The 25,978-nt window shown below is 59.6% G+C and carries 19 protein-coding genes; 14 read left to right on the plus strand and 5 right to left on the minus strand.

Going from position 1 to position 25,978, the window contains the following annotated elements:
* Nucleotides 1–36 precede the first annotated feature (36 nt).
* The 4 genes from O0J73_RS02620 to O0J73_RS02635 all read right to left on the minus strand — a co-directional run bounded on the left by O0J73_RS02620 (nucleotide 37) and on the right by O0J73_RS02635 (nucleotide 4,638).
* On the minus strand, nucleotides 37–669 hold the full coding sequence (locus O0J73_RS02620; RefSeq protein ID WP_175201557.1) for a TetR family transcriptional regulator: 633 nt from the start codon (nucleotides 667–669) through the stop codon (nucleotides 37–39).
* Nucleotides 670–878: 209 nt separating this feature from the next.
* Nucleotides 879–1,961, minus strand: coding sequence for an AI-2E family transporter (locus O0J73_RS02625; RefSeq protein WP_308307944.1), 1,083 nt, complete (start codon nucleotides 1,959–1,961; stop codon nucleotides 879–881).
* Nucleotides 1,962–2,752: 791 nt separating this feature from the next.
* Nucleotides 2,753–3,952: an ATP-binding protein gene (locus O0J73_RS02630; protein ID WP_175201556.1), complete on the minus strand. Its 1,200-nt coding sequence runs from the start codon at nucleotides 3,950–3,952 to the stop codon at nucleotides 2,753–2,755.
* Complete coding sequence (locus O0J73_RS02635; protein ID WP_105163722.1) at nucleotides 3,949–4,638, minus strand: response regulator; 690 nt, start codon at nucleotides 4,636–4,638, stop codon at nucleotides 3,949–3,951. Before O0J73_RS02635 ends, O0J73_RS02630 begins: the two co-directional genes overlap by 4 nt.
* 147 nt (nucleotides 4,639–4,785) lie before the next feature.
* Here O0J73_RS02635 and O0J73_RS02640 point away from each other — a divergent pair, with 147 nt between their 5' ends.
* From O0J73_RS02640 to O0J73_RS02680, 9 genes are all read left to right on the plus strand, one after another.
* The gene (locus O0J73_RS02640) at nucleotides 4,786–6,237 is read left to right on the plus strand and encodes an efflux transporter outer membrane subunit (RefSeq protein ID WP_308307960.1); all 1,452 of its coding nucleotides are present in this window, start codon (nucleotides 4,786–4,788) and stop codon (nucleotides 6,235–6,237) included.
* A 120-nt stretch (nucleotides 6,238–6,357) separates the two neighbouring features.
* Nucleotides 6,358–7,461, plus strand: coding sequence for an efflux RND transporter periplasmic adaptor subunit (locus O0J73_RS02645; RefSeq protein ID WP_308307945.1), 1,104 nt, complete (start codon nucleotides 6,358–6,360; stop codon nucleotides 7,459–7,461).
* Nucleotides 7,458–10,538: an efflux RND transporter permease subunit gene (locus O0J73_RS02650; protein WP_308307946.1), complete on the plus strand. Its 3,081-nt coding sequence runs from the start codon at nucleotides 7,458–7,460 to the stop codon at nucleotides 10,536–10,538. The genes O0J73_RS02645 and O0J73_RS02650 overlap by 4 nt, the downstream gene beginning before the upstream one ends.
* Nucleotides 10,539–10,604: 66 nt before the next feature.
* A complete protein-coding gene (locus tag O0J73_RS02655; protein WP_308307947.1) occupies nucleotides 10,605–11,756 on the plus strand; it encodes an ABC transporter permease in 1,152 nt (383 codons plus the stop codon).
* Nucleotides 11,757–11,761: 5 nt separating this feature from the next.
* A complete protein-coding gene (locus O0J73_RS02660) occupies nucleotides 11,762–12,553 on the plus strand; it encodes an ATP-binding cassette domain-containing protein (protein WP_105164953.1) in 792 nt (263 codons plus the stop codon).
* Nucleotides 12,553–14,529, plus strand: a complete 1,977-nt coding sequence (gene asnB, locus O0J73_RS02665) for an asparagine synthase (glutamine-hydrolyzing) (protein WP_308307948.1) — start codon at nucleotides 12,553–12,555, stop codon at nucleotides 14,527–14,529. Before O0J73_RS02660 ends, asnB begins: the two co-directional genes overlap by 1 nt.
* Before the next feature lie 89 nt (nucleotides 14,530–14,618).
* The gene (locus O0J73_RS02670; protein WP_308307949.1) at nucleotides 14,619–15,548 is read left to right on the plus strand and encodes an MlaD family protein; all 930 of its coding nucleotides are present in this window, start codon (nucleotides 14,619–14,621) and stop codon (nucleotides 15,546–15,548) included.
* Nucleotides 15,545–16,249 carry an ABC-type transport auxiliary lipoprotein family protein gene (locus O0J73_RS02675; RefSeq protein WP_308307950.1) on the plus strand — a complete coding sequence of 235 codons (705 nt, stop codon included), beginning with the start codon at nucleotides 15,545–15,547 and terminating at the stop codon, nucleotides 16,247–16,249. Before O0J73_RS02670 ends, O0J73_RS02675 begins: the two co-directional genes overlap by 4 nt.
* 456 nt (nucleotides 16,250–16,705) lie before the next feature.
* Nucleotides 16,706–18,010 (plus strand): NAD(P)/FAD-dependent oxidoreductase, encoded by a 1,305-nt coding sequence (locus tag O0J73_RS02680; protein WP_308307951.1) that lies wholly within the window; start codon nucleotides 16,706–16,708, stop codon nucleotides 18,008–18,010.
* A 655-nt stretch (nucleotides 18,011–18,665) separates the two neighbouring features.
* Here the strand turns inward: O0J73_RS02680 and O0J73_RS02685 are convergent.
* Nucleotides 18,666–19,034, minus strand: a complete 369-nt coding sequence (locus O0J73_RS02685) for a helix-turn-helix transcriptional regulator (protein ID WP_308307952.1) — start codon at nucleotides 19,032–19,034, stop codon at nucleotides 18,666–18,668.
* 439 nt (nucleotides 19,035–19,473) lie between these two features.
* On the opposite strand from O0J73_RS02685, the gene O0J73_RS02690 reads away from it, so the two are divergent.
* From O0J73_RS02690 to O0J73_RS02710, 5 genes are all read left to right on the plus strand, one after another.
* Entirely contained in the window at nucleotides 19,474–19,944 is a 471-nt protein-coding gene (locus tag O0J73_RS02690; protein ID WP_308307953.1) for an NIF family HAD-type phosphatase, read from the plus strand.
* A 37-nt stretch (nucleotides 19,945–19,981) separates the two neighbouring features.
* Nucleotides 19,982–20,437, plus strand: coding sequence for a hypothetical protein (locus O0J73_RS02695; protein ID WP_308307954.1), 456 nt, complete (start codon nucleotides 19,982–19,984; stop codon nucleotides 20,435–20,437).
* Nucleotides 20,438–21,502: 1,065 nt separating this feature from the next.
* A complete protein-coding gene (locus O0J73_RS02700) occupies nucleotides 21,503–21,811 on the plus strand; it encodes a hypothetical protein (protein WP_308307955.1) in 309 nt (102 codons plus the stop codon).
* 210 nt (nucleotides 21,812–22,021) lie between these two features.
* Nucleotides 22,022–24,415 carry a transposase gene (locus O0J73_RS02705; protein ID WP_308307956.1) on the plus strand — a complete coding sequence of 798 codons (2,394 nt, stop codon included), beginning with the start codon at nucleotides 22,022–22,024 and terminating at the stop codon, nucleotides 24,413–24,415.
* 97 nt (nucleotides 24,416–24,512) lie between these two features.
* Nucleotides 24,513–25,502, plus strand: coding sequence for a transposition helper protein (locus O0J73_RS02710; RefSeq protein ID WP_238378118.1), 990 nt, complete (start codon nucleotides 24,513–24,515; stop codon nucleotides 25,500–25,502).
* Nucleotides 25,503–25,978: the final 476 nt, after the last annotated feature.

Consider the following 25,978-nt stretch of genomic DNA (forward strand, 5'->3'; position numbering starts at 1 on the left):
CATGGCGCAGCCCGAGGCCTCAACGCCGTGTTGCGATCAATCGGCCTCTGCCCCCCTAATCTGGGCGCTTATCCATGCGAAGAGCAGATCAAGCCCCTCGATACTGCTTGGCCTCGACACGGTCCTGGCGTCTGCGATCACGCAATTCCGAAGCGTTTGGAAAAAGGCAAAGCCTGTCAGGAGCGCCGCTTGGTGACTTGCTGCAATTGGCAATTCACCGGCCAGCGCCGCTCGAGCGAATACGACCCTTAGCACCGCGTTTGTGCGTCCGATCATTTCCTGTTGAGGGGGCCAAGGCGGCATACATTCCCCAGCAAAATCGCCGTGTCGGAAGACGATCTCCAGTGCCTCGCGCATGTGTGGTGTACTTTGAACATCCAAGGCAAGTTGCACCATACAGGCGCGCAGTGCGGGCAATACCGGCGCGGAGGCCCGGGTTACACCCATAAGGCGCTCCAAGATCGGCACATGGCCTCGGTCGAGTACAGCTGCGAGCAACTGTTCCTTATTCTGGAAATGCCAGTACACGGCCCCGCGCGAGACGCCCGCGCGATTCGCTATCGCGGAAATGGTGGTTCTGTAGATTCCCTGTGTGCGAAAGCACCAACCAGCAGCATCAAGCACCTGGGCGCACGTTAGCTGCGAAGCTTGCTTTGTCTTCCTTGCCATTGGTGAAGTCCGGTGCCATCTGCAAAAGAGAACTTTCGAGATGTTGGTTTCCAGCCTCGTATCGCCGGGCCGTATGAAAAAGCCAGCGCATCCTTGGCTGTCTGGTTGCTAGCGAACCTAGGACTAGTGCAAGACGAGCGGCGCGCTTCCTAGTTCACCAGTTCCCACTGGTCGCCGATATCGGCGACGCCTCTGTCTTTGCCCTTGCCTTATCCGTCGCTTGGCACTAGAGGCACCGACAGGGCTTCTCGCTCCTGTCCGTTATTTTCTCCAACAGACAGAGACCAAATTGCCATGAACATCGCCGCTACGACCGGACCGGCAACGAAACCGGTCAATCCGAACAATGACAACCCCCCGAGGGTAGACAGCAGTACCAAATAATCCGGCATGCGTGCCTCTTTGCCGACCAGGATTGGACGCAACAGGTTGTCGATTAGTCCGATCACACCTGCACCGATCACGGCCATGACCGCGGCTTTGAACACGGCGCCCGTGGCCAGCAAGTACAGCGCTACAGGTCCCCAGACGAGCCATGCTCCCAACACTGGCACCAGCGAGAGAACTGCCATTACCACGCCCCAAAGGACCGCGCCCTGGATGCCCAATGCCCAGAACAAGATGCCGCCGATTGCGCCTTGGATGCCAGCGACCATCAGGTTGCCTTTGATTGTGGCTTTGATCATGGTTTCGAACCGGTGGCCCAACTCGCCCAGATAACTGCGATCGAGGGGAAGCGTGTCGCGAAGCCGCTCGGTTAGCAGAGTCCCGTCCCGGAATGCGAAGAAGAGCAAATAGAGCATCAGAACGAAGTTCGCCAAGAGCTGCAAGGTGTCTTGACCGAACGCCACGGCATGTGAGGCAAGGAACTGCAATAGTTGCTCGAAGGCCCGGATCGCCTGGCCGCGGACGCTATCAAACGGGCCGAGGCCCAAACGTTCTAATCCCTGCCATAACCACGGTGGAGCGCCATCCGCAATGCGTTCCATACGTGCTTCAAGACCACTTCCCCCGTCGCTCAGAAACCGTTCGTAGAGCTGCCCGATCTCCTGCGCGGCAGATGCCGCGATAAGGACCAGGGGCACCACCAGAAGCAGCGTGCACGTCAGTAGAGAGAGCAGCGACGCCGTCCCAGGTTTTCGCGGCATCCAGGACAGGATGCGTTCATAGATCGGCCAGAACAAGATTGCCAACGCGGCGGCCCAGAAAATCGCCGCATAGAAGGGCCGCAGCAGCCAGCCGAACACCAGCGTAATGATGGCGAGCGCGAGAATGAAAGCACGATTCTTCAAATTTGCCCGTTCCATATAAGTCCGATGTTCAGGTGTGCCTTGCGAATTGGGATAGCCTTGATCCTCTTGCCATGCCAACGCGACTAAATCAAAAGCGACCAAGTGGCGAGGCCCCTCTCAGATTGACCTGCAGCAGTCATAGGCTGGCCGTACAAAAGGCATCGCCTCGCGCTTGTGTCAACGCATCGGGCCGGTATGGATCATGCCGGCTAGGTTTGAAGATTTCTTTTGGATATGTTTTGGATTCCATTAAGGAGCTCGCCCCTGAGGACCTGTCGCGTGCCGGTTCTGAGCTGCTCAAGAAATTTCGAAGCCATAGCCGAAGTTGACGCCACGGATAGCACTCAAGCATGACGCGGCATCCCACATCGGCCATGAACTGAGGTTTGTCTACCAAAGCTCTAGCCTTCTGAAGGCTATTGCGGTCGAAGTTGAATTTTCCTAGCGCCCAGCCACCCAGTCCGGATCCACCGCACTGCCGCGTTGATCCCAGCGAGCCGGTCATGAGGTTCGTGAATTACCGCTGCCTACAGCCCTGTCGATCAGCGTTGCATGGCCAGGATCAGGGGTGCAACAGGCTCTCGACTGGCAGCTAGCGACGCTGACTCGATCAACGCACAAGAAGGCTGGTGGTCCAGGGGCTGACCACCGTTCTTCCTTGTCGAGAAGATTAGTGTAGGTGCAGCAATTGCGGCCCATTTCGGCAATACACCTTTCCGGATTCGTGCCTCGGCTCAAGTTGCCGAAACGTTGGCCTTCCGAATGTCGGAACAACGAGCACCTGAACCTGCCTACCCGGATGCTCGGTCGGGGAGATGCACACTGACGATCAACCCGCCTTGGCTGCGGTTGCCGCATTCCAGCTCGCCACCATGCGCCCGGCACACAGCCGCGGCGATCGCCAGACCTAGGCCACTACCACCGGAGTGCCGGGCGCGCGAAGTTTCCGCGCGCCAGAAGCGATCCTGCATGTTGGGAAGATAGGCTTCTGCGACCCCAGGCCCACGGTCTGCGACGGTAATCACCGTGCCCGACGACGCGCTGTAGGCATCGATTTCTAAGACCTTGCCGCGCACTGCGTAGCGCAGAACATTATCGATCAAGATCGTCAGGACTTGACCAATACGGTCGCGATCCGCATATAGCCAGATACGGGTCGCATTCGACACCACCGGCCGGATTCCCGCTTGCGCTAGATCGGCCGCTGCCCATTCCAGCCGTTCGACGATCACTTCATCGAGTGGAAAGCTGTCCAGTTCAAGCGGCAATTGACCCGCGCGTGCTAATGAGACCAGATGCAGGTCGCCCACCAGCCGGTTGATCTGCACCAGTTGGCGAAGCACGGCCCCCAGTTGGTCCTGTTCCATTGGGAAAACCTCGTCCATCATGCCTTGGATGCGTCCCATTGCTGCATTGAGCGGGGTTCTCAATTCATGCGCCAACATCGCGCTGGAATCGCGGACTTCGCGCTCGTACTGTTGCAGTCGCATGGTCATGTCGTTGAAATTGCGCACAAGATCCGCTAGCTCGCCCGGAGTAGCGACGACCGCGCTGACTCGGTTGCCGAAATGACCTTCGCTGACCCTGCGCGCCGCCTCGGCGATAAGAACGAACTGTCGCGACAGTGGACGAGATATCCACATCCCGAGCAGAATCACGATGGGAATAGAAATGATGACCATGACGGCCAGCATGAGCCAGTCTGGATTGGTGAGGCCGGGACTGAGGCGCTTTATATTGTAGTATCGCTCCAGTAGCGTCCATAAACGGGTCTCATTACCCCGGGGGTCTTCCCGCAGTTGCTTAATCTCCTGTCGAGTTTCCTCAGGAGCTTGCCGCAATGCCAGCGCGTCCGTAATGTCGAAGTACGCCCACATGCCGACGGCTATTACCAAGACGGTGCCAACTGCCAGCGCGCTCATACGCAGGCCGAACCACCACCACAGCGAGCCGGGACGTCGCCAGAGCCTCATTGCCGCAAGTAGTTTCATTGGAAACGGTATCCGAAGCCGCGGACGGTCACTAGCACGCCGTTAACACCGTGCTGTTCGAGCTTGCGGCGCAGATTGTGAATGTGCACATCGACTGATCGTTCCAGTGCGTCGCTCTCCGGCAAGCAGGCATCCAGCAACTCGTGACGAGTAAACGCCTTGAATGGCGTATTCAGTAGCTTGGCGAGCAGATTGAATTCAGCAGGTGTCAGGTTGAGCGGAATCGGGTGTCCGGACGCATCTTCAACGCAGGCCTGGACTGCGCCAGTATCGACAACGACGCTACCATGACGCAGCAGGCCGTCCGCGCGCTGCGAGGGGCGTGCACGGCGGAGCACCGCATGCACTCGCACCACCACTTCTTTGGGGCTATAGGGCTTAACGATGTAATCGTCGGCTCCGTAGCGCAGGGCGCCGAGTTTATCGGGTTCGTCGCCGATCGCAGTGACCATGATCACCGGTGTGTCGCTGACGCGGCGGATCGCCGAAAGAACATCGGTTCCGCTGATCTTAGGCAGCATCACATCGAGCAGCACCAAGTCCGGCCGCCACTGCGCGTGTAGCTGCAGGCCTTGGGCACCATCGTGCGCCATGGCGACCTGGAAACCGTCCTTGCGCAGGTACGCATCCAAGATGCTGGCACTCTCCAGGTCGTCCTCGACGACCAGTATCTTCTGTTGGGACATAGTGACTTCGCTCGCTATTGCGTGGTCCAGGAGATCGCGCCGGGCGCGAAATGGCCGTTCTTAATCAAATCCAAAAGAAACCCGAAGCTCCTCTTCAATTCCGGGTGGCAACCTACAGCGACTCTTGTAACACGCTGGACAGAACGCATGCCGCCAAAATCATCTCGCGATCTCCTAGCTTGGTCGATCGTCCCCTTGCTAATCGTACCGCTCTTAGCTGGGTGTTCAATGGCGCCCCGCTATGAGCGGCCGCCGCACGTGGTGCCCGTGACGTTCGGGCAGGCCAGCGCTGACGCTGCCCCAGCTTCAGAGGCTGCCCAAGCCCCGGCGTTAACGGCGCAAGAGCGCGACTTCCTACTGGCGCTGACCCCAGATCGGGACTTGATCCCGCTGATGTCCCGTGCCTTGGCACACAACGCCGACTACCGCACTGCCGCGTTGCGGGTGGAGCAGGCACGGGCGCAGTACCGTATTGAGCGCTCGGCGCGACTGCCCGCGATAGGGGTAGAGGCGCAACAGACGCAGCAGGGCTTCGACAACCCCGCGCTACGCGAACGCTATCGACAGGATCTGACGCGCGCAGGCGTTGCGATCAGCAATTACGAGCTCGATGTTTTCGGGCGGTTGAAGTCGCTCTCCGACTCGGCCCGTCAGCGCTATCTGGCCAGCGAGGCTGGGCAGGAGGCGGCACGCGGTGCCCTATTCGCCGAAGTGCTTCGGGCCTACGTACTGCTCTGCGCGACGACACAGGCGTACGAGCGCTTGCAGGCGGCTCATGCCGATAGCGCAGCGTTGCTTGTGATGGCGAAAGCTCAGGAATCGGTCGGGCTAATTGCTCGCGACGAGCTGGACCGCCGGCGCGCTCGTACCGAACAGGCCCAGGTTGCCGAGCTGCGCGGCGCCGATGACGTTGCCGCCGCCCGGCGGGCGCTGCAATTGCTCACCGGATTCAACACTGACGTGGAGCCCGGTCCGCTGGCATCCTCGGTCGCGCCCGACACGGTCGCAGCGCTGCGCGAGCTAGATTCCACGGTGTTGCTGCAGCGTCCCGATATCCGCCAGGCCGAGGCTGAACTGCGCGCGGCCAATGCCGACATCGGCGCGGCTCGTGCTGCCTTCTTCCCTTCGATTCGCCTTAGCACCTCGATTGGCAGCGCCAGCGATTCGTTGGGTGACTTGTTCAAGTCCGGCAGTCGTACCTGGTCCTTTGTCCCCCAGTTGGTGTTGCCAATCTTCGACTTCGGCCGCAACAAAGCCAACCTCGACCTGGCCTGGACCCGCAAGCAGGCCGGTGTAGTCGAGTACGAGCGAAGCATAGAAGCCGCATTCCGAGAGGTCGCTGACTCCCTTGATGCCCGCGCAACCTTTGCCGTGTCCGAAGCGAATCTGCGAGAGCAGGATCGCCTGGCGTCATTGCGCATTGAACGCGCCGAGCGACGCGTGACCCGCGGGCTAGAGGACCGCCAGAACTTGCTGGCAAACCGCGTCGAGGCCACGCAGATCGCCCTCGAACACCTGCAGAGCCAGCGCGATCTCGCGTTGAGCCGGATCGCGCTGTTCAGAGCGTTCTACGGCGTCGAATTGCCCGCCCGGCTTTAAGAGAGAACCCAACCAATGACTCACCGCTTACCGCCAATGCCGGGCCAAGCCAGTAGGCCCACTGCACAGCGCACTCCTTCCTATTATCTGACCGGCGCGCAAGCGGCCGGAGGTATGTCCATGCATATTGCACGTTCCCTCTATCCCGTTGGCCTGCTGGCCGCAGCATTGATGCTGTCGGCGTGCAGTCCCGATGCTGCAGCACCTGCGCAGCCGCGATCTGTGAAGCTGGAGGCCATCGGAGCGGGCTCCGCAGACGCAGCGTCCCGCTTCGTTGCGACGCTACGCCAGGAGCATCGGGCGGACCTTGCCTTCGAGAATGGTGGCCGCATTGCCGAAATTGCAGTCGACGTAGGCGACCGTGTACGCAAGGGCCAGGTGTTGGCAAGCTTGGATGCCGAGCCGGCACGGCTGCGCCTCACTCAGGCTGAGGCGAATCTGCGGGCTGCGACCGGTCAGGCAAAAGAGCGGCAAATCCAACTGCAGCAGCAACAAGCGATGTTCGAAGATGGCGTGGTCTCGCAGGCGAGCCTAACCAGCGCCCAGGTAGCTCACGACTCGGCGCAGTCTCAGCTGCGTGTGGCCGAATCTGATCGTGCCCTCGCAGCTCGTGCACTACGCCAGAGTGAACTGCGTGCGCCTTTTGACGGCAGTGTGGTCGCTCGGCTACTGCAGCCGCAGGCTGACGCCGCGGCCGGGCAGGTCGTGGTGCAGGTCGAAGGGCAAGGCCAGCCGCAGGCAGTTGCGACGCTGCCGGCAGCCATTGCGCAGGGCCTCACTCCAGGGTCACTGGTCCAAGCGAGCCGCGCCGACGCGAATGCCGCAGCGTTTACGCTGCGCTTGCGAAGCGTTTCCTCACGGCTCGAAGGCGGCGCCAGCGTCCAGGCGATCTTTGACGTGGCCGAAGCTTCGATACCGTTGCGCAGCGGCGACAGCCTGATGCTGTCGCTGTCTGGTGCGTCCGAGAACGATCTGTCCGTACCGTTGCCGGCAGTGATCGCGCAGCAGGGCAAGGATGCGGTGTTCGTCTACGATGCCAAAGCGGGCACTGTGGTCCGCCGCCCCGTCAAGCTTGGCCCGATAGAGGGTGAGCGCATACGGGTCACCTCAGGATTGCGGTCGGGTGAACAAGTAGTTGCCGCAGGCGGCGCCTTCCTCAGCGATGGTCAAGCGGTGCTGCCTTTGCGCGTCGCGTCTCATCTGAATGATGCGGGGCGTCCATGAACGTAACCCGTTCGGCTCTAAGCGCTAGCCGCCTGACGCTATTCGCGGCGCTGATGCTGTTGGTTGGCGGCATCGTCACCTTCCTCGGCTTCCCCTCGCAGGAAGAACCCACCGTCACAATCCGCGATGCGCTGGTGATGATTTCTCATCCTGGCATGCCCAGTGAACAGGTTGAGCGCCTGCTGGCCAAGCCGGTCGAGGAGCGGTTGCGTGAGATAGGCAGCCTGAAGAAGATCGTGACCACCGTGCGTCCAGGCAGCGCGACTATCCAGTTGACCGCCTACGACCATGTTAAGGACCTGCCGGCACTGTGGCAGCGGGTACGAGCCAAATCGGCCGAGGCCGGCCAGGCATTGCCGGTGGGCACGTTTGGTCCCTTCGTCGACGACGACTTTGGACGTGTAGCGGTGGCTTCAATTGCGGTCACGGCGCCGGGCTACAGTATGAGCGAGATGCGTGAGCCGCTGCGCGAGATGCGCGCACAGCTACATACGCTGTCCGCGGTAGAACGGGTCACCTTCTACGGCCTGCAGGAGGACCGCGTCTATGTGTCGTTCGACCGCGGGCGCTTGGTTGAGGCTGGCCTCACACCGTCAGCGGTGATGCAGCAGCTGCAAGCACAGAACGTGGTCGCCCCAGGCGGGTTGGTGTCGGCTTCGGGCATGGCGATGACAGCGGCAACCTCCGGCGAGCTTCGCAGCGCAGAAGACCTGCGCCAATTCTTGGTGTCGGCCACGGGTGCGTCCGGTACACGTCAGGTGCCACTGGGCCAATTGGCCCGTATTGAGGTGACGCCTGCTGACCCGCCTGAGGCCGCTGCGGTATATCAAGGCATGCCGGCGGTCGTGGTTGCAGTCTCGATGGCGCCGGGCTACAACATCGGCGACTTCGGCGCGCAGTTGCGCGCGAAGCTTGAGGAGACTGCGCAGCAGCTGCCGGCGGGCTTCGAGCAACACGTGGTCACGTTCCAGGCGGATGTGGTCGCACGCGAGATGGGTCGCATGCACCAGGTGATGGGCGAGACGATCATGATCGTCATGATCGTGGTCATGCTCTTCTTGGGCTGGCGCACGGGCCTGATCGTCGGCGCAATCGTCCCGTTGACCATTCTCGGCGGCCTGATCGCCATGCGCGCCTTGGGCGTAGAGCTGCAGACAGTTTCGATCGCCGCCATCATCATGGCCTTGGGCCTGCTCGTCGATAACGGCATCGTCATCGCCGAGGACATCGAACGCCGACTGGCATGCGGTGAGGAGCGCCGTCATGCCTGCATCGAGGCGGGCCGGACGTTGGCGATACCGCTGCTCACCTCATCGTTGGTGATCGTGCTGGCATTCTCGCCCTTCTTTATCGGACAAACCGCGACTAACGAGTACTTGCGCTCGCTTCCGATGGTGCTCGGCCTGACGCTGCTCGGCTCTTGGCTGCTGAGCATCACGGTCACGCCGTTGCTGTGTCTTCACTTTGCCAAAGTGCATGCCGGCCATGATGAGAGTGCAGGACAGTACGACTCCCGCTTCTATCGCGGATACCGTGGGATCATCACTCGCGTCCTGGATCACAAGGCGCTGTTCATTGGCAGCATGTTGGCATTGCTTGTTGCCGCCGCAGTTGTGCTGGCTTCTATTCCCTACAATTTCCTGCCTAAGTCCGACCGGCTGCAGTTCCAGATGCCGGTGGTGCTGCAACCAGGAAGCGACTCGCGGGAAACGCTGCGTACGGTTCAAGCGATGAGCCGCTGGTTTGCCGACGCCAAGATCAACCCGGAGGTGACCGATAGCATCGGCTACGTCGCCGACGGCGGTCCGCGCATCGTTCTGGGCCTGAACCCACCATTGCCGGGCGCCAATATCGCCTATTTCACAATCAGCGTTGCACCGGGCACAGACATCGAACAGGTGATCAATCGCGCCCGCCGTCACATGCTGGAGACGTTCCCGCAGGCACGCGCCGAGCCCAAACGCTTCCCGTTGGGTGCGACCGAGGCTGGCGTAGCCGTCTACCGCGTGGTCGGTCCTGACGAGACGGTATTGCGTGACGTCGGCGAACGCATTGCCGTAGCCTTGCGCGGCGTGGACGGCATGCAGGACGTCTATGACGATTGGATGTCTCGTGTACCGCGTTACGTTATTGAGGTCGACCAGCTCAAGGCTCGTCGAGCAGGCATCAGTAGCGATGACGTCGCAAACGCGTTGCAGTTGCGATACAGCGGCGTACAAGCATCGCTGATTCGCGACAATGGTGTCGCCGCCCCGATCGTACTGCGAGGCGATGCCAGAGAGCGAAACGCCACCGGAACTCCGGCAGACACCCTGGTCTATCCGGGGGCAGGCGGTCAACCGCTGCCACTGTCCGCGATCGCGTCGGTCTCCACGGCAACAGAGCCGTCAACGATCATGCGCCGCAACCTGGTACGCACGCTGACCGTAACTGGCCGACATCCAACCCTGACTGCCAACGAGATCGTCGCTGCAGTCACTCCCAAGATTGATGGGATTAAGCTGCCTCCGGGCTATCGCATTGAGCTTGGCGGCGAGATCGAGGACTCGGCAGAGGCCAACCAGTCATTGCTGCAGTTCATGCCGCATGCACTGATCATGATCCTGTTGCTCTTCGTGTGGCAGTTCAATTCGTTCCGCAAGTTGTTCATCGTTGTGGCAAGCGTACCCTTCGTGCTGATTGGAGCGGCGCTTGCGTTGTTGCTGACTGGGCAGCCATTCGGCTTCATTGCGACCTTCGGCTTGCTGGCCCTGGCAGGAATCATTGTCAACAACGCGGTTCTGCTGCTGGAGCGAATCGAGGCAGAGCTGGCTTCAGGCCTGCCACGGCGTGAGGCGGTGATCTCAGCGGCAGTGATGCGACTACGCCCGATCGTGATGACCAAGCTGACGTGCATCGTTGGCCTGGTTCCCCTGATGCTATTTGGCGGGCCACTTTGGACCAGTATGGCGATCTCCATGATCGGCGGGCTTGCACTTGGCACGCTCGTGACACTGGGTCTGATTCCGATCCTGTACGACCTGCTGTTCTCGCTGCGCGTGCGTGGCAAGTCGACGCAGGAGGGAGCGACCGTATGAGTTGCTTGATTGCAATCTCTCGCCAAACTGGTGGCCGTCGCTGTGCCATAGCCTGGAGAACATCCCATGACTGAAGCATGGCTTCGTCGCTCAGCCAAGGCGCTAGGGCCTGCGGCGTGGACAGCCGGCGGCGATTGGACGATTGAACACTATGGAAAGTTGTCCAAGATGGTCGCCGGCCTGCGTGTGGAGAATTCTGGTCAGTCCGCGATTTCGATCTTGGACTGGGCAAATATCCGAAGGCTTGATACTGCCGGTGCCGCGCTGCTAGTAGAGATGCTCGGCGCAGATCTAGTGCGTACTCATGTTGGCTCGGACGAGGGTCTGTCACCAGAACGCCGTGCACTGTTGGAGACGCTCGCGGACGCGGCGGAAGCTCAGCAGATCTCAACGCCCGAGAGCGCCGAGTCCACCCCGGCACTTCGGCGCGGCTTAGAGCGTGTTGGCGCCATGGCCGAGCGGGGCTTCAACAGCTTCCTCGGGCTTGCAGGCTTCGTCGGACAGATTCTTGAAACCTGGCTGGCTATCGTCCCGCATCCACGGCGTTGGCGCCTGACCGCTGTGGTGGCACAGATTCAACGCGTAGCGGTTGATGCCATCCCCATTGTTGCTTTGCTGAGTTTCATGGTGGGGACGGTCGTCGCCTTCCTCGGTGCGACCGTGTTGGCCAACTTCGGTGCCAGCATTTTCGCTGTGCACCTGGTGGCCTTTGCCTTCATGCGTGAGTTCGGGGTCTTGTTGCCCGCCATCTTGATCGCGGGCCGCACAGCCAGTTCCTATACCGCGCAACTGGGTTCCATGAAGGCCAATGAGGAGATCGATGCGCTGCGCTCAGGCGGCCTCAACCCGATTGAACTACTGGTTCTGCCGCGAGTGCTCGCTCTACTTATCTCGCTACCGCTTCTGAGTCTGGTTGGTGTGCTGGCGGGCATCGCCGGTGGTGCTGCGGTCTGCGTGTTCAGTCTGGACATCTCCCTATCTCAGTTCCTCGCCATCGTGCAGGACAAGATCGAAGTTCAGCATTTCCTGGTTGGACTGAGCAAGGCGCCATTCTTCGCCGTGATGATCGCTGCGATTGGCTGCCATGAGGGATTCAAGGTTGCCGGTAGCGCGCAATCGGTTGGCGACCACACCACATCGAGCGTTGTGCAGTCGATCTTCGTAGTAATCCTGCTCGACGCACTGGCGGCGTTGTTCTTCATGGAAATGAAATGGTGAGCGGCATGGAGCAAGGAACGACGCCCCACGCAATTGAAGTGCGGGGGCTGGAGAACCGGTTCGGTGGACAACAGGTACACCAGGGCCTGGATCTGGACGTACGACGCGGCGAGATACTCGGGGTGGTCGGTGGCTCCGGTACTGGCAAGTCGGTTCTGCTTCGCAGCATCGTCGGGCTTCAGCAGCCCAAAGCCGGCGTCGTACGCATTCAAGGCCAGGACATACTGCAGCTTCAGGGCCCCGCGCGCACGCAGCTGGAACGCCGCTTTGGAATTTTGTTCCAGAAGGGTGCGTTGTACTCGTCGCTAAGCGTGATTGAGAACGTCGCGCTTCCACTGATCGAGCACGCAGGATTGCCTCGCGCGCAGGCTGAACATCTCGCACGAAGCAAGCTTGCACTCGCTGGTCTGCCACCAGATGCGGCAGACAAGTCCCCCTCCTCACTGTCCGGCGGCATGATCAAGCGTGCAGCCTTAGCGCGCGCCCTCGCTTTGGACGCGGAGATCCTCTTTCTAGACGAGCCCACGGCGGGCTTGGACCCAATTGGCGCCGCTGCGTTCGATCAGCTGATCCTGACCCTACGCAATGCACTGGGGTTGACGGTGTTCATAGTGACCCACGATCTCGACTCGCTCTACACCATCTGCGACCGTGTGGCCGTTCTGGCCAGTCGCCGCGTGCTGGTCAACGATCGCATCCAGGCCGTAGAAGGCTATGACCACCCTTGGATTCAGTCGTACTTCCATGGTCCTCGGGGCCGTGCAGCAGCAGGCGCTACGAACGGGAGTATGGGCTAATGACTGGCCTGGTTGGACTGTGGGCCGAGCCCATGGCCGAAGACGCGCTCCTGCAACAGGTGTCGCCGATGCTATGGGCGCTGCAGCACGAGGTTGGAAGCCGCAGTGCGTACTGGGCCGACACCGACGCCGGACTGATCCTAGGCCATTGTCGAGCGGTCGAAGTCGCATCACGGCAGCCAATGGAATCTCTATGTGGACGCTATACGCTGTGCCTTGACGGACGCATATCTAACCGCGCTCGCCTGAAGGACTGGCTCGGCGACGCGCCTCGCAGGAGCAGTGACGAGCAGCTACTGCTTCAAGCCGTTAGCCACTGGGGTGTAGAACGGGCGATCGAGTGCTGCGAGGGAGCCTTCGCCCTCGCAGTGTGGGATAACCACCAGCGTGAGTTGTGGCTGGCACGGGACCCGGTGGGCGAGCGCTCTCTGTACTATGGGTGGCACGGAAGCACCTTGCGTTTCGGTTCCGAACTAAAGGCGTTACAAGCTTCCCCGGAATTTATGCCAGCGATCGACCAAGACGCGCTTTGCCTCCTGCTGCGCCACGACTATGTGCCGGCACCGCACACCATCTACATTGGTATCCATAAGTTGATGGCTGGCGCACTCCTGCGTATCGGGATGAGAGACCACGCGGCGCGTGGGTCAATGCAGGCCATACAGGGCGGCCGAAGCTATTGGTCCGCGCAGGAGGAAATGAAGGAGGCGCTGAAAGAACAATCATCGATAGTGCCGTCGCTAGAGCATGCCACTGAATCTTTGGAATCTACGCTGCGCCAGGCGGTCTCCAGTCGTATGCACTCGCCCTTGACCTGTGGCGCGTTTTTGTCCGGAGGAACCGACTCGTCGCTAATAGTGGCGCTAATGCAGCAGCAGTCGTTTACACCGGTCGACACCTGGACTGTCGGGTTTGATGATCCCGGCCATGATGAAAGCAAGTGGGCTTCGCAGGTCGCGCGTCACTTGGGCGCTCACAATCATAGCCATCGCATCGATGCCAACCAAGCGCGCGATATTCTCGATCGTGTTCCGCAAGTGTGGTGCGAGCCATTTGCGGATTCCTCGCAGATTCCAACGCTCCTGGCAAGTCAACTGCTTGGAGAGCACAAGAAGGTCGCCTTCACCGGCGATGGCGGTGACGAGCTCTTCTTTGGTCATCCCAGTTACGGCCGCGCCTTGCGCAACGCACGTTGGTGTGCCGGGCTTCCCGATTGGGCGCGTGCGCTGGCGCGACAAAGCGCAAGCCATCTTGATGTCGAGCGCGGGCGCTTGGGCGGGTGGCGAGCGGTACTGGCGGAAATGACCGCAGATGGCGTCGAAGGTCATTATTTGCAGCGTGTTTCGCGCTGGCGCGATCCGACAGGTGTGGTTGTAGGTGCGAAAGAGCCGCCTACCGCATTCGATCAGCGTGCCGTGGGGATGTCGGACGAGGCACGCATTCAACTCCTGGATTTCCGCACGGTGCTGTCGGAGGGCATCTTGGTCAAGGTCGCCCGAGCCGCGAACGCCAGCGGCGTCCAGACGTTCTCACCTCTTTTGGACATGGATGTCGCACGTTTGGCTTGGGGCTTACCACACCACCTGAAGTGTGGGGGTGGCGAGTACAAGCGCATTCTCAAACATCTACTCGCACGCTACTTGCCAGATCAGCTTGTGTATCGCCCCAAACGTGGCTTCGGCCCGCCGATTGCCAAGTGGCTAGCGGGTCCATTGCGTGAATGGGCCGAGGCGCTTCTCGACCCGCGTCTGTTGCGTCAGCACGGGCATTTGGACGTGGTCAAGGTCCGGGCACTCTGGGAGGCGTTTCTACGCGGCGAACGTAAGTGGCATACGCACCTGTGGAACATTCTGATGTTCCAGGCTTGGTTTGCGTATTGGCATGGTGCACGCGTGGACTACACGTCAAAGCCCATCGATTCAATGATGCATACGAAATATGAAACCGCTTTTATCACACGAGGCATCCTCCCATGAGCATCTTTGTCCCATTTGTCTGGGCACCACCGCCAATGCATGAGGCAGTGCGGGACGGTCGCAATTTAACTAATAAGGTCCTGTGAACCATGGAAACCCATGCACGCCACATCACCATTGGCATCTTCGTCCTTTTCCTCGTCGCAGTCGGGTTTGGCGTCGCGCTGTGGCTAGGCGGAGCTCGCTCCGATCGCGAATTCCATTACTACCGGGTGATGTTTGACGAACCGGTAATAGGTCTGTCTATCGGCAGCCCTGTGCAATACAGCGGAATTACTGTGGGCGAGATTGTTGCGCTTTCTCTACTGCCGGAAGACCCGCGCCGCGCCATCGCACGCGTTCGCGTCGACACGTCGATCGCAATCCGCCAGGACACTCGCGCGGAACTAGTCGTCACGGGCATTACCGGTGCCGCCGTAATTCAGCTGAGCGACGGGGGCCCGAAGGTCCCTCTGCTATCCAGGAAAGATGGCGAAGAGCCATTGATCCTGGCGCCGCGCTCTGCGCTGGCCTCGCTGGTGTCCGGCGATGGCAACACCATGACTACGGTCAATGGGATTTTGCGACGAACGCATGACGTGTTCTCCCCAGAGAATGTGGCACTGATCCATCGAACCTTGGTCAATCTGGAGAGCACTTCGAGCGCTATTGCTGAACAGCGCTCCGAGCTCGCCGCTCTGGTCAACAATCTGACCGAGGCAAGCCAGGAATCAACCGCCGCATTGCGTAAAGCTAATGCGGTGATCGGTGACGCACACTCGATTCTGAATGAGGAAGGACGTCCGGCGCTGGCGAGCACACGAGAGGCCATGGCGTCGCTGGAGCGCAGCTCAGCACGAATTGAGTCCGTATTGCAGCGCAACGAGGCTTCCCTTGACCAGGGCATGGCGAGTGCCGGCCCGGCCATGAACGAACTTCGACTCTCTCTATCCAACCTCAACACTGTCCTACGCCGCTTGGATCGCAACCCTGCCGGCTACTTGCTTGGCGGCGAAAATATCGAGGAAACCAAACCATGAATGACGCCCTCCACAAGCGCCCGGCCGCACTAGCAGCGCTGCTGTTGCTGGCAACGCTACCGGGCTGCAGTCTGCTCTATAAGCAGGAGCCGGCAGCCACGTATCAGTTGTCACTGCCGCGGTCGACGTACACGGCGCCCAGCGCGCAGGCTCGGCCTCAAGGGCCCGTCCTTGTTATCCACACGCCTGTCAGCAGCCGGGTGCTCGATTCAGACCGCGTCATCATCGCCCAGCCGGACGGACGGCTGGCAGCCTGGGCAGGTCTGCGCTGGGCCGACAATGCTCCTGTCTTGCTTCGCGATCGGCTTGCCGAAGCCTTCATCCACGACGCAAGGCAAGCCGTACGTGTTGACAGCTCGAGCTTTGGCTCGGAACGAAACCTAGTGGGAACGCTCCAGGCGTTCCAGTTCGAGCAACGCGGCGATGCCTCTGTCGTGGCAATTCGGTTGGATCTCCGGTTGGACGACCATGGTCAACCAGGAAAGGGGGGCGGCCGACGTTTTGAAGTGGAGCGCACTGCCACCAGCAAGCGCGAGGCCGACGTCATCGCCGCGTTCAGCGCGGCTTCTGACGCGCTGGCCGAGCAAGTCATTGGCTGGGTGGCGCAGCAGCCAGCCACCTCCCCAGTCACCTCCATAGCTAGCCCGACGGGGGCCGCTGGTATGCCGCGCACCGCCCCGGCGGAAATCGCGCCGCGATAAGGTGAGGATGCAGATGCAGAAACTCGACGATAGTCACTGTGCAACCGGCCCCGACGGCGCTTGCATATTCCCGCTGGCGGCGGACCTCACGGCGTACGATATGGTTGCTGGTGGAAGTTCTCCTGGGCTGTGCATCATGGAGATCGAGCTTCGGGAACGTGCCGATCAGCGGCGTCGCGCTCGCGAACTAAGCCTGGATGTGCCCCAAGACATGCTCGACCGGCCACTCAATGACCCGACTTCTACACCGCCTAGAAGTGCCTTCGATGCATCAAATGCGTGCTCAGGGCACGCGGCAGCAGCCTCGGGACGTTTAAGGCCTACGGCTGCGGCGCGTTCGCCTCGCGTGGTGGCAGGCATAGCTGCTCCGACACGATGGCACGGCAACGATACGCACTTGCGGCACACTGCCACCTCTGGGCTGGGCCGGGCTCCAACATTTTCCGGGGTCGCGCCATGACCGACCATCGGGCAACACATCGGCTCGTCATCGTCGGAGGCGGAGTCGCGGGACTGGAGATCGCCAGCACGTTGGCGCGACGCTGGCGCCGCTCCCGCGCGCCCACCATCACACTGGTCGATCGGGACTCGGCCCACGTCTGGAAGCCAATGTTGCACATGATCGCTGCCGGCACCCGCGACGTGTCGCAGCAACAGACGCCCTATCTGGCGCAAGCCAGAGATACTGGCTTTGTCTACCAGCCTGGCGAACTTAGCGGGCTGCATCGCGAACGACGTGAGCTGCAGATTGCTGCGGTGTATGCCGACGACGGACGGTTGCTTATTCCCGAGCGCACGTTGGAGTACGACACACTGGTTATTGCCGTTGGCAGCCAGACCAACGATTTCAGGACTCGCGGCGCCGCAGACCACTGCTACCGTATCGACTCACGTGAACAGGCCGATGCATTCAACAAGGAGGTCCGGCTGCGGATCCTTCAGTGCGTGGCTCAGGAAGCACAGTTGTCTATCGGAATCGTCGGCGGAGGTGCGACCGGTGTCGAACTGGCTGCTGAACTCGTGCAGTTGGCAGAGACGGCGGCCTCCTATGGTGCCCATGACCTTGTGTCGCGCATTTCGATCACCTTGATTGAGAGCGGTCCACGGCTATTGGCGGCCTTTCCCAAGGACATCTCGGACTCCACTCGCAGCCGGCTAGAGCAATTGGGGGTACGAGTACGCACGGATACTCGGGTCGGTGCGGTAGATGCCGATGGCTTCGTGCTGGGAGATGGGAGTAGGTTGGAAGCATCGTTGAAGATTTGGGCGGCTGGGGTGAAGGCGCCAGGCCTCTTGGCTGACCTTGCGGGTTTGGAAGTCAACGCTGTTAACCAACTCCTGGTGCGACCCACACTGCAGACAACGTTGGACCCAAGGATCTATGCCGTGGGGGACTGCTCAAGCTTGACGTTGCCCGGCAGCGAACGCTCCCTGCCTCCGACCGCGCAGGTGGCTCACCAACATGCCCAGTACCTCATCCGCAATTTGCCCCGCGTGATCGAACGTGGTTCATCACCACCGGATTTCGTGCACCGCGATCTCGGCGCTTTGGTGTCGCTGGGCGAATACGATGCGTACGCCTCGCTGGGAAAGTTCGGTCTACTGAAGGGCGCGACGCTACGCGGGCGCTTGGCGCAGATGAGCCATATCTTGCTCTACCGGAGCCATCAAGCCCGACTTCATGGCATAGTACGCGGAAGTCTCCTGTGGCTGGTGGATCGGATTAATGCGCGCCTGCGCGGATCAATACGTCTCGATTGAGCTCACGTGCCACTAGGTTCGTGGTCACGGCCCGGGCTTTGGATAAGGCGCCTGGATAGGCGATAGCACCATCCAGCGCCGACCACGTGAGATGGCGAGTGCGCAATGCTAGATCTGAACTCTCGGCCGCCGATGTCATGAGCAATCGTACGGGCCAACGACGCGGACGCTGCGTTGGTCTGATGCCCTGTACTCCAGAATAGTCGGTCGCACTTCGTAGACTGCGCACGCTAAAGAAGTTTGGGGATCTGCCGTTGTCCAACGAGAAGAACCTTGTCCTCAAACCTATTGGCGATAACACGAATGCTCGAATCCCAGACGCTCACTGCGCTATTTAAGCTGCTCGAGGATATGACCCGCCCTGGTGCAAGTCCGTGCAAGTTACCGGAAGTTGCTCACGGGCACGCAATAAGGTCGGCTTAGGGTCGGTTGCTGCCATGTCGAGCCCACGACTGCTTCCAGCCAGTAGCTGACATCCGCTCTACCCCCGATAAATCTTCCTAACCGCTCGGCGGCCGCGCGCTCCGACATGGCGTCACAGTAGCGCTGTACTTTAAAAGTCAATTTGCAACGCTCGTGAAATTTCATTCCCTACACGATGGCAAGAGATGGCTACGCTTGCGTCGTGGGAGGCTACCAGGCGCCTCTCCGGGCTCTAGGACGCTCGGCTGCGCAAACGCTTAGCCTTCAGCATAGCCATTGGACTAACGGTCGGGACCGGGACGAGAAGAGTCAGCTGTTCTTCCAAGCCCAACGCTTTAAGGGTGGAGATCAGCGTGTGGACCGTTGATCCTTGCCCGCTCTCCAGTTGCACCAATGCTCTGCGAGAGATCCCTGCTTTGTCGGCCAACGATGCTTGCGAAACGTTGGCCAGAAGGCGGCGCGCCCTGATCCGCCGTCCTAGGGCCTCGGCAATTTCCTCAGGGGACTGGATCGGCATGTGACTCATTTGCGCGCAAATGTGCTCATTAGGGGTGTCTTCTTCCGTTGTGCGCGGAAAAACGCGCAACTCTGGCACTTCCATAACTCATCGTAATGACGTGAAATTTCCAGCAGAATAGAAGCCTAGATAGACAGATCCTACATATCTGCAGGTTTCATGCGCACAACTGGCACCAGACCCTGCGCAATTGCTGGGAAACATCACTGCCGCGGCCGGACCAACAAAGATGTTCGGCGTTGGCGTTCTGGAGCAACTGATCGTCGTCAGTCAGCTGCAGCTACGTTGCGCGAACCGCTCGGAACTGCGCCACGGCCGCGGGCAGAACTTAGCAATCTCGACGACTGGATGAGAATAGCAACGATGCCCGCAAACTTGTGGCTTCTGCGGTACACCTGTTGGCTGTGCGCGCCACGCTCGCGCCGGGAGACGCACTCCCGTGCGTACCAGTAGGCTCACACGATAGACAGCGATCAGCCAAGAGAGCAAGGTTGGGCGCTCGCACCAACGATAGAGGCAGCATATGAAGCCGACGATCTTGGCACTTGACCTTGAGGGAACGCTCATCTCAAACGCAATCAGCCAGATTCCCAGGCCCGGGCTCTACCGGTTCCTTCAGGAAATCCAGGCGCTGTTTGATCAGCTGACGATGTTTACAACAGTTCCCGAAGATCGCTTTCGCAGCATCGCTGCGATGTTGGCTCGCGAAGGCAGTGCCCCGGCCTGGTTCGTGGAGCTGCCCTACATCAGATGGTCGGGAAAGACGAAAGACCTACGTCTCGCCTCGCCAAATCTGGGCGAGGCACTACTACTCGATGATCACGGCCCCTATGTCCATCCCGGACAGGAGCAACTTTGGGTCCAGGCCCCGTTGTTCGGTTCTCCCTATTCATCAGACGATGATGGCCTCAACCTCGTACTCCACCGTTTGCTTGATCGTACCCGTAATGCGGACGCTGACTTGCGCCCCCTAGCCCGGAGCGGAGACGCGTAGCCATGCGCAATCCATCTTTGATTCAGCTCAGGCTCGCATGACTCGCTCCGTGCCCCCACGAGAGATCCTGGATGCCGCCGCAGCACGGCGCGAAAGTCTCGCCTCACAGTGGTTCAGTGCAGCACAGGTCAATGCCGGGCTAGACTTGAAGCTCGGCAGCGGCTGCCACAGTGCAAGCGAGTTGCGACGTCAGGGGAAGCTGCTGGGCGTGTATGTCACGCACCCCATCGGCAGCTACCGCTACCCGACCTGGCAGTTCCGCCCAGATGGCCAGCCCGTTGAGCGATTAGCCGAGATCCTAGCAGTGTTGCGGGACTTTGGTCCTTTCCAGCGTGAGCCGGATGGTCTGCGTCGCAGTACCGGTTGGGGCGAGGCCGAGTGGTTCTTGTCGCCGCACGCGTTGCTTTGGGGCGCGGCACCGGCCGCGATGCTGAGTGTAGACCCAGCCCGCGTGTTGTATGCAGTGCACTGCGAGTTCGAAGAGGATGTCTGAGAGGGGCCTTACCGAGATGACTCAACGCTAGCGTCTACCCTACATCCTTCAATTTAAACTGAGTCTGGCAGTGCGGAACTAGTTGAGAGCGAATACGCGGAAGCCTACAGTTTGGCGGCTTGCAGGCCTCCAGCAATCCATGGCTATGCTCACCTGGTGACGATGCAGCAGCCGCCAACCGCCGAGACAGAGGCTCAGCCAAGTTTCTGCGACGCGTACATCGAGGACAATCGTAGGGTGAATGTCGACGCTTCCCCTTAGTTGAATCCAGGTCCATTGCAAGAACAGCGACTCTTATTCATCCCCGTGATCTCATACGACGGAGACTGATGGGTCCAGGTCTGCATAAACCCGGTCAACCTCATCGACTTGTTACGCGGCCCAAGGTGAATGGCACCCCCTTGTCTAGGTGATGGCGTCCTGCCCGTCCAAGTAAGATCGCACATCCCTAAGTTCGCTCAAGCCTCCGCGGCAAAGAAACTCCAGTACGGTGTTCCCAGCAAACATGGGTGCCATGTTCGGCCGCCTTATCCAGCCATCCGCCTGAATGGAGTCCGGCAGAAGGATATGAAGAGCTTTGTAGATGCCAAGTAGATAGCTAATCCGTATCAATACGTCGTCATCGATATGCTCGTAAGCGCCTCGCACCCATGCCTCGTAAGAAGCATCAGGGGGACCTCCAAGCAACGTTCTCTGCTGGAGTCCCGACAGATCCCACCTCGCAGCGAGTTTGAAGAAGGCTCTTAATGCCGAGCCTGAAAGCTCTTCGCGACTGAGCTGATCTGTAGGGACGCTCATCATGTGCTCGTCTTCCAATCGACTTCTCTTAGAAGCACATCGTGGCGTGCCACAACCCCACGCCTACAAATGCGCCGTCATCTCATTCAACGGCCAGCAGCATGCCCATCCTATCGCAATCCACGAACTGCATCTCGTGCTGAGTTTTCTGACATGACAACCGCTGTAGCGGTATGCACATCAGATTATCTGATACGTAATCAGATAATTTGTGCACCGCAAATATGAGAATGTGCTCTCTGTTTGCAATATGAAAGAGAGTGAGTGATGCTCGCCTACATGGTGCCCTTGTCGATACAAACGCTCGCACTTCGCGCAACGACTCCTGACCAGCTCGCCGAGCAGGTGGCGGAGGAGTACGGGCTCTATGTCCGGCTCTCAGAAGTCTGGATGCTGCTTGGCTATAACAGCATCAGCGCCGCCAGGCGTGCGGCATATGACAACCGACTGGGTATAGCGACCTCAACCATCCCTGGGAGGAAGGGCCGCATGATCCGCTCCAGAGATCTCGCGCAATGGCTGTTCACCGCAGCGCGCAGCGCGGAGACCGTCAGCAATCGGCAGGCCACTCAATGATCCCGAACTTTCACATGGAGGACCTCCAGATGAGCTAAGGCGTCTTCTGGGGCAGAAAAGACAAACCCCGGCTTGCAGGCCGGGGTCTGTTTGAGGCGCAGCGATGAGAACCGCTATGCCGAATCTACCCCCTTACCCCGATAAGAATCAACCCCTAGGCATTCCGGGAGGGAGGCGGCTGCCCGCCTCCCAGTAGATAGGCAGGGTTCCATGAATCAAGAAGAACTGGCCCAGCGTCTGCGGGAGCTTGAGGGCCTAACTGTCGAACAGCGACAGCACATCCTTGAGATGGCTAGCTCGAGTCCAGCGCGGAGGCCAGGAAAGGGCGCGCTGAACAACGTTGTGACCCACTTCAATTCAGTGAAATGTGGCCAGCTGTTCACGTTGGAGAGTCATACCGTTGAACATCTGTTCGCGCTGACTCTGGAGCTGGATCCGGATGTGCTTGGCTACTTCCCGCAGGTCGCCTGTAAGGGAGTGAGACTTGGCAATCATGTAAGGAGCGGCACCTTGGATTTTCTGGTCGTCCGCACCCGTCGCGTTGAGCTGGTCGAATGCAAGGCCGGCTCCGCTCGTGACAGCTTGCTTACGGCAAAGTCCGGTGAATGGATCGATGTCGATGGAAATCTTCAGAACCTTGCCTATGGTCCTTGGGCAAGGCAGCGCGGCATGGAGCACGTCCTGTGGCTCAGTCCCTCCCGCGTCGACACGCCACTCCGGAACCTGCAGGTCATCTATAACGAGGTGCGCATGGTACCTGCCAACGAGGCTCAAGTCTTGGGCAGGCGCATCCATGCGCATCTCGCCGACGGCCCCAAGAGCCTCGATTGGATGATCGAGACTATCGAGGGATTCAACGTGAGCCAAGCGGCGCTTCTGCTTGGAACCCGCTGGGCCTTCGGTCCAGTTGAGCATGTTCCGCTTACGGACACGAGCAACTTCTTTTTGACCTTGAGTCAGGCTCAGGCTATTGAGATAGGAGGCAACTTCTTTGAGGTTGCCAGGCAATCTCGCAATCAACTGAACTCGGCGTTCGCAACGGCGACGCTAGTCGACGCCACCAACGCCGAAAAGCGGCTCGCATTGATTCAATCCGCGCATGCGAAGGGTACAGCCGTCCCCAAACACCTGCGTGGGGTAGCGCGGAATGTGGCCGAGGCGCGAAGCAGAGGTGACAACGAACTCGAGCAGTGCCTTACCAGGTTTCATGCAAGCGGCAACCGAATGAGCCGGCTTACCCCCGTTCAGGAGAAGAGGACGGCTGAGGCAATTCGCGCATACGCCGCAGGCAAGTATTCACAGAAGAAGGACGCATACGCTGCGCTCAAGGAGGCCTGTGAATCTGACGGCGAGTCGCCACAGAGCCGCCAGGCCTTCGAACGCAAGCTCGCTGATCCGCGCCTGGAGCTGCGTAAGGTCCTTGCAACGCAGGGAATGCGTGGCTACCAAAAGCAACGGCCGCGCTCGGACGCGCGCGACCGGTCGGGTACAGCCTTAGCCAAACATGCAGTCCTGCACGTCGACAGTACCAAAGTTGACGTCAGGGTGGTGCGCGACGATGGAATGAGTGCAAGCGCAGAGTCCCCTCTGATTTATCTAGGAACAGATGAGGCGACTGATTTGCCGATGGCGCATTCCGTTGTCTTCGGGCCAGCACGGCGCGATGGTTTGGCCATCCTGATACGGAACTACGTCCGCAGACATGGACGACTCTTCAACAGCATCTTTGTCGATCGGGGAACGGAGAATCAGTCGCACTTTCTCATAGCTCTGGCTTTGCGATATCAATTCTCAATCCATATCTGCCCAACGGCAGGTTCGAGGTTCAACTCGAACGTAGAGCGATACTTTGAAAGGTTCAATTCCCAAGTCAGCCATGAGCTTGTCGGCAGCACCGATCCCGACAAGGCGGGTCGGGGCGTGGACGGGAAGTTCAAGAGCTACAAAACTGCCAGGCACTGCTTTGAAACCGTTCATACGGTGGCCAAGGAAACGCTTTATGAGCACTTCCCGAGCGTTCCTGTACAAGGCTTCGCAAGTCCGGCCGAACGTGCAGCCCACGCAGATCTTCTCTTTCCTAGTGCCGGCCTGCACGCAGTGGTTGATGAGGAATTCCTCTTCAGAACCGCGATCCCGCACAGCAATAACAAGTATGTACCCGGACGAGGGTTCGAGGTGAATGGTCGGTACTTTCACTCCAGTGAACTGAGGGAGCTCGACACGTCATTCGATGTTGAGCAGCTTCGAACAGACCCGGAGGACCCGAGCTTCATTTGGGTTAGGACGAATCGTGGACTGTTCAAGGCGTTCTGCAACTTGATCGGGCCTCTAGCTAATTCCACCCTGATTGAGCGGTCGTTCAGGGGTATGTATGACCAGCTCTACGCGCCATCGCTCCGCGAAGCAAAGCAGACCGCGAGGCACGCTCAGGCGATGCGTACGGCAGCCGCGAACGCGAAGCCCATCACCGCGGCTCATCCCAAACCGGGTGAGGCGGACTCGGGTAGCCTCGATTCGCCATCAGATGATGCTCTTGACGAACTGGATCTGCGCGGGATCAAGAAACGCGCCGTGGATGACTTTGACTCCATTGAGGCGCCGTAGCTTGTTCCATTGAAGGCAAGACCAAGCCAATCATTCAAATTCATAGGAAGCGACAGTGGTCAGCAACTCTGGAATCCCTTTTGTGAACCATAGCCGCATGAAGACGGCCTATTCCGAGCTCCTGAACGCCATCCAAAGTGCGCGCTCAGGTACGTTCGTTTGGGCGCTAGCACCTTCTGGATCGGGTAAGAGCGAAATCCGGCAAGCTATTCTTCCTGCACTGGCCGGGAAACAGAGTTGCTGGCCAGCCGGTACCCTACCTTTGATATCGGTGCGAGCAATGGCCAATGATCGGGGAAAGTTCAACTCCAAGGACCTTACGCTTCGCCTGCATCATGCCGTGGTGGCGCCGGATTTCGGCTGGCTCGAGTCCAAGGATCGGTCAATCAGCACTGATGCGCACCATCTCCAGGCCGAGGTGGAGGTGAATAGTGAATTGTGGAGGAAGGTAAGGGCAACGCATTCGCAACCGAGACTGCAGCACAGCTTCGAAGCGGTGGCGAAGCAGCGTCAGCTGAAGTACATCTTCCTTGAAGAGGCGGCTACTTTGACCATGGTGCATCTTCATCAATCCAGCTATGGCTATATGTCGAACCTGGTGAGACTGATAGAGGAGATCGGTTGCGTCATGGTGATGCTGGCTAACCACACGGCAGAGAGCCTGTGGGCGGGACATCCCGACGTCTGGAATCGATCTCGGTTCGTTTATATCCGTCCGTACAACTTGAGCAATCCCCAGGACGAGCGCGACTTCGTTGCAGTTCTCAAGGGTATGGGTCAGAGCTTCCGTCTGGAGGATCCTAAGGTTCTCGTTAAGAACGTCGATCTGATGTATGCCAATGGTGCCGGCGTGTTTGGACCCACTATCGATGTTGTACATCGCGCTGAGCTTCGCCGAAAGAATGAGGGCGCAAGCACCATTACGGAAGCGCATCTGCACGCAAGCTCCTCCAGTGAAAGGGACCTGGGAACGGTGTGGAGCAGTGTGCACGCATTCAACAAGCTTGCTGATCAGAAGCCTTTGAACGGCGCGAAGAGAATCGCTGACTTCCTCAAACGAGTCGGTACTGGCGGTCCAGAGTCATGACGAGCATGACAAACGCGGGGTACCGGTGGACCACTCTTCCGCCACTTGCGCCCATCGATGGAGGCACTGCCCAGACTGAATCCCTTGGGGGATACTTCCAGAGGATGTGCGAGATTACCGGGTTCACCAAGACACATCTCGCAGGAGTGCTTGACAGGATTGCAGGTCAGCCAGTCAATGGTCTGCTACAGCGGAACAGCTTCGTGGGACCAGGACAGGTGAGCCTGAACCGCGCGCGCGCGCTAGAGCAGTTGACCAATCAACGGCTGGTGGGCTGCACCCTCTCGCCTTTCATCAAGGTTCTGCAGATGAGGGATGGTGGCCTTACCCGTATAAATCGCCGCTGGTGTCCTGAATGCCTACTCGAGGCAGGCGAGAGTAATGGTCTAAGCGAAAGGCTGATCTGGAATTTCCTTCACTACTCACATTGCTCGTTGCACTCAGCCAGAATCGTTGATCGTTGCCCAGATTGCGGG

The sequence above is a fragment of the Stenotrophomonas sp. Sm6012 genome (assembly GCF_030985895.1).
In the GTDB taxonomy this organism is placed as follows: Bacteria; Pseudomonadota; Gammaproteobacteria; order Xanthomonadales; family Xanthomonadaceae; genus Stenotrophomonas; species Stenotrophomonas forensis.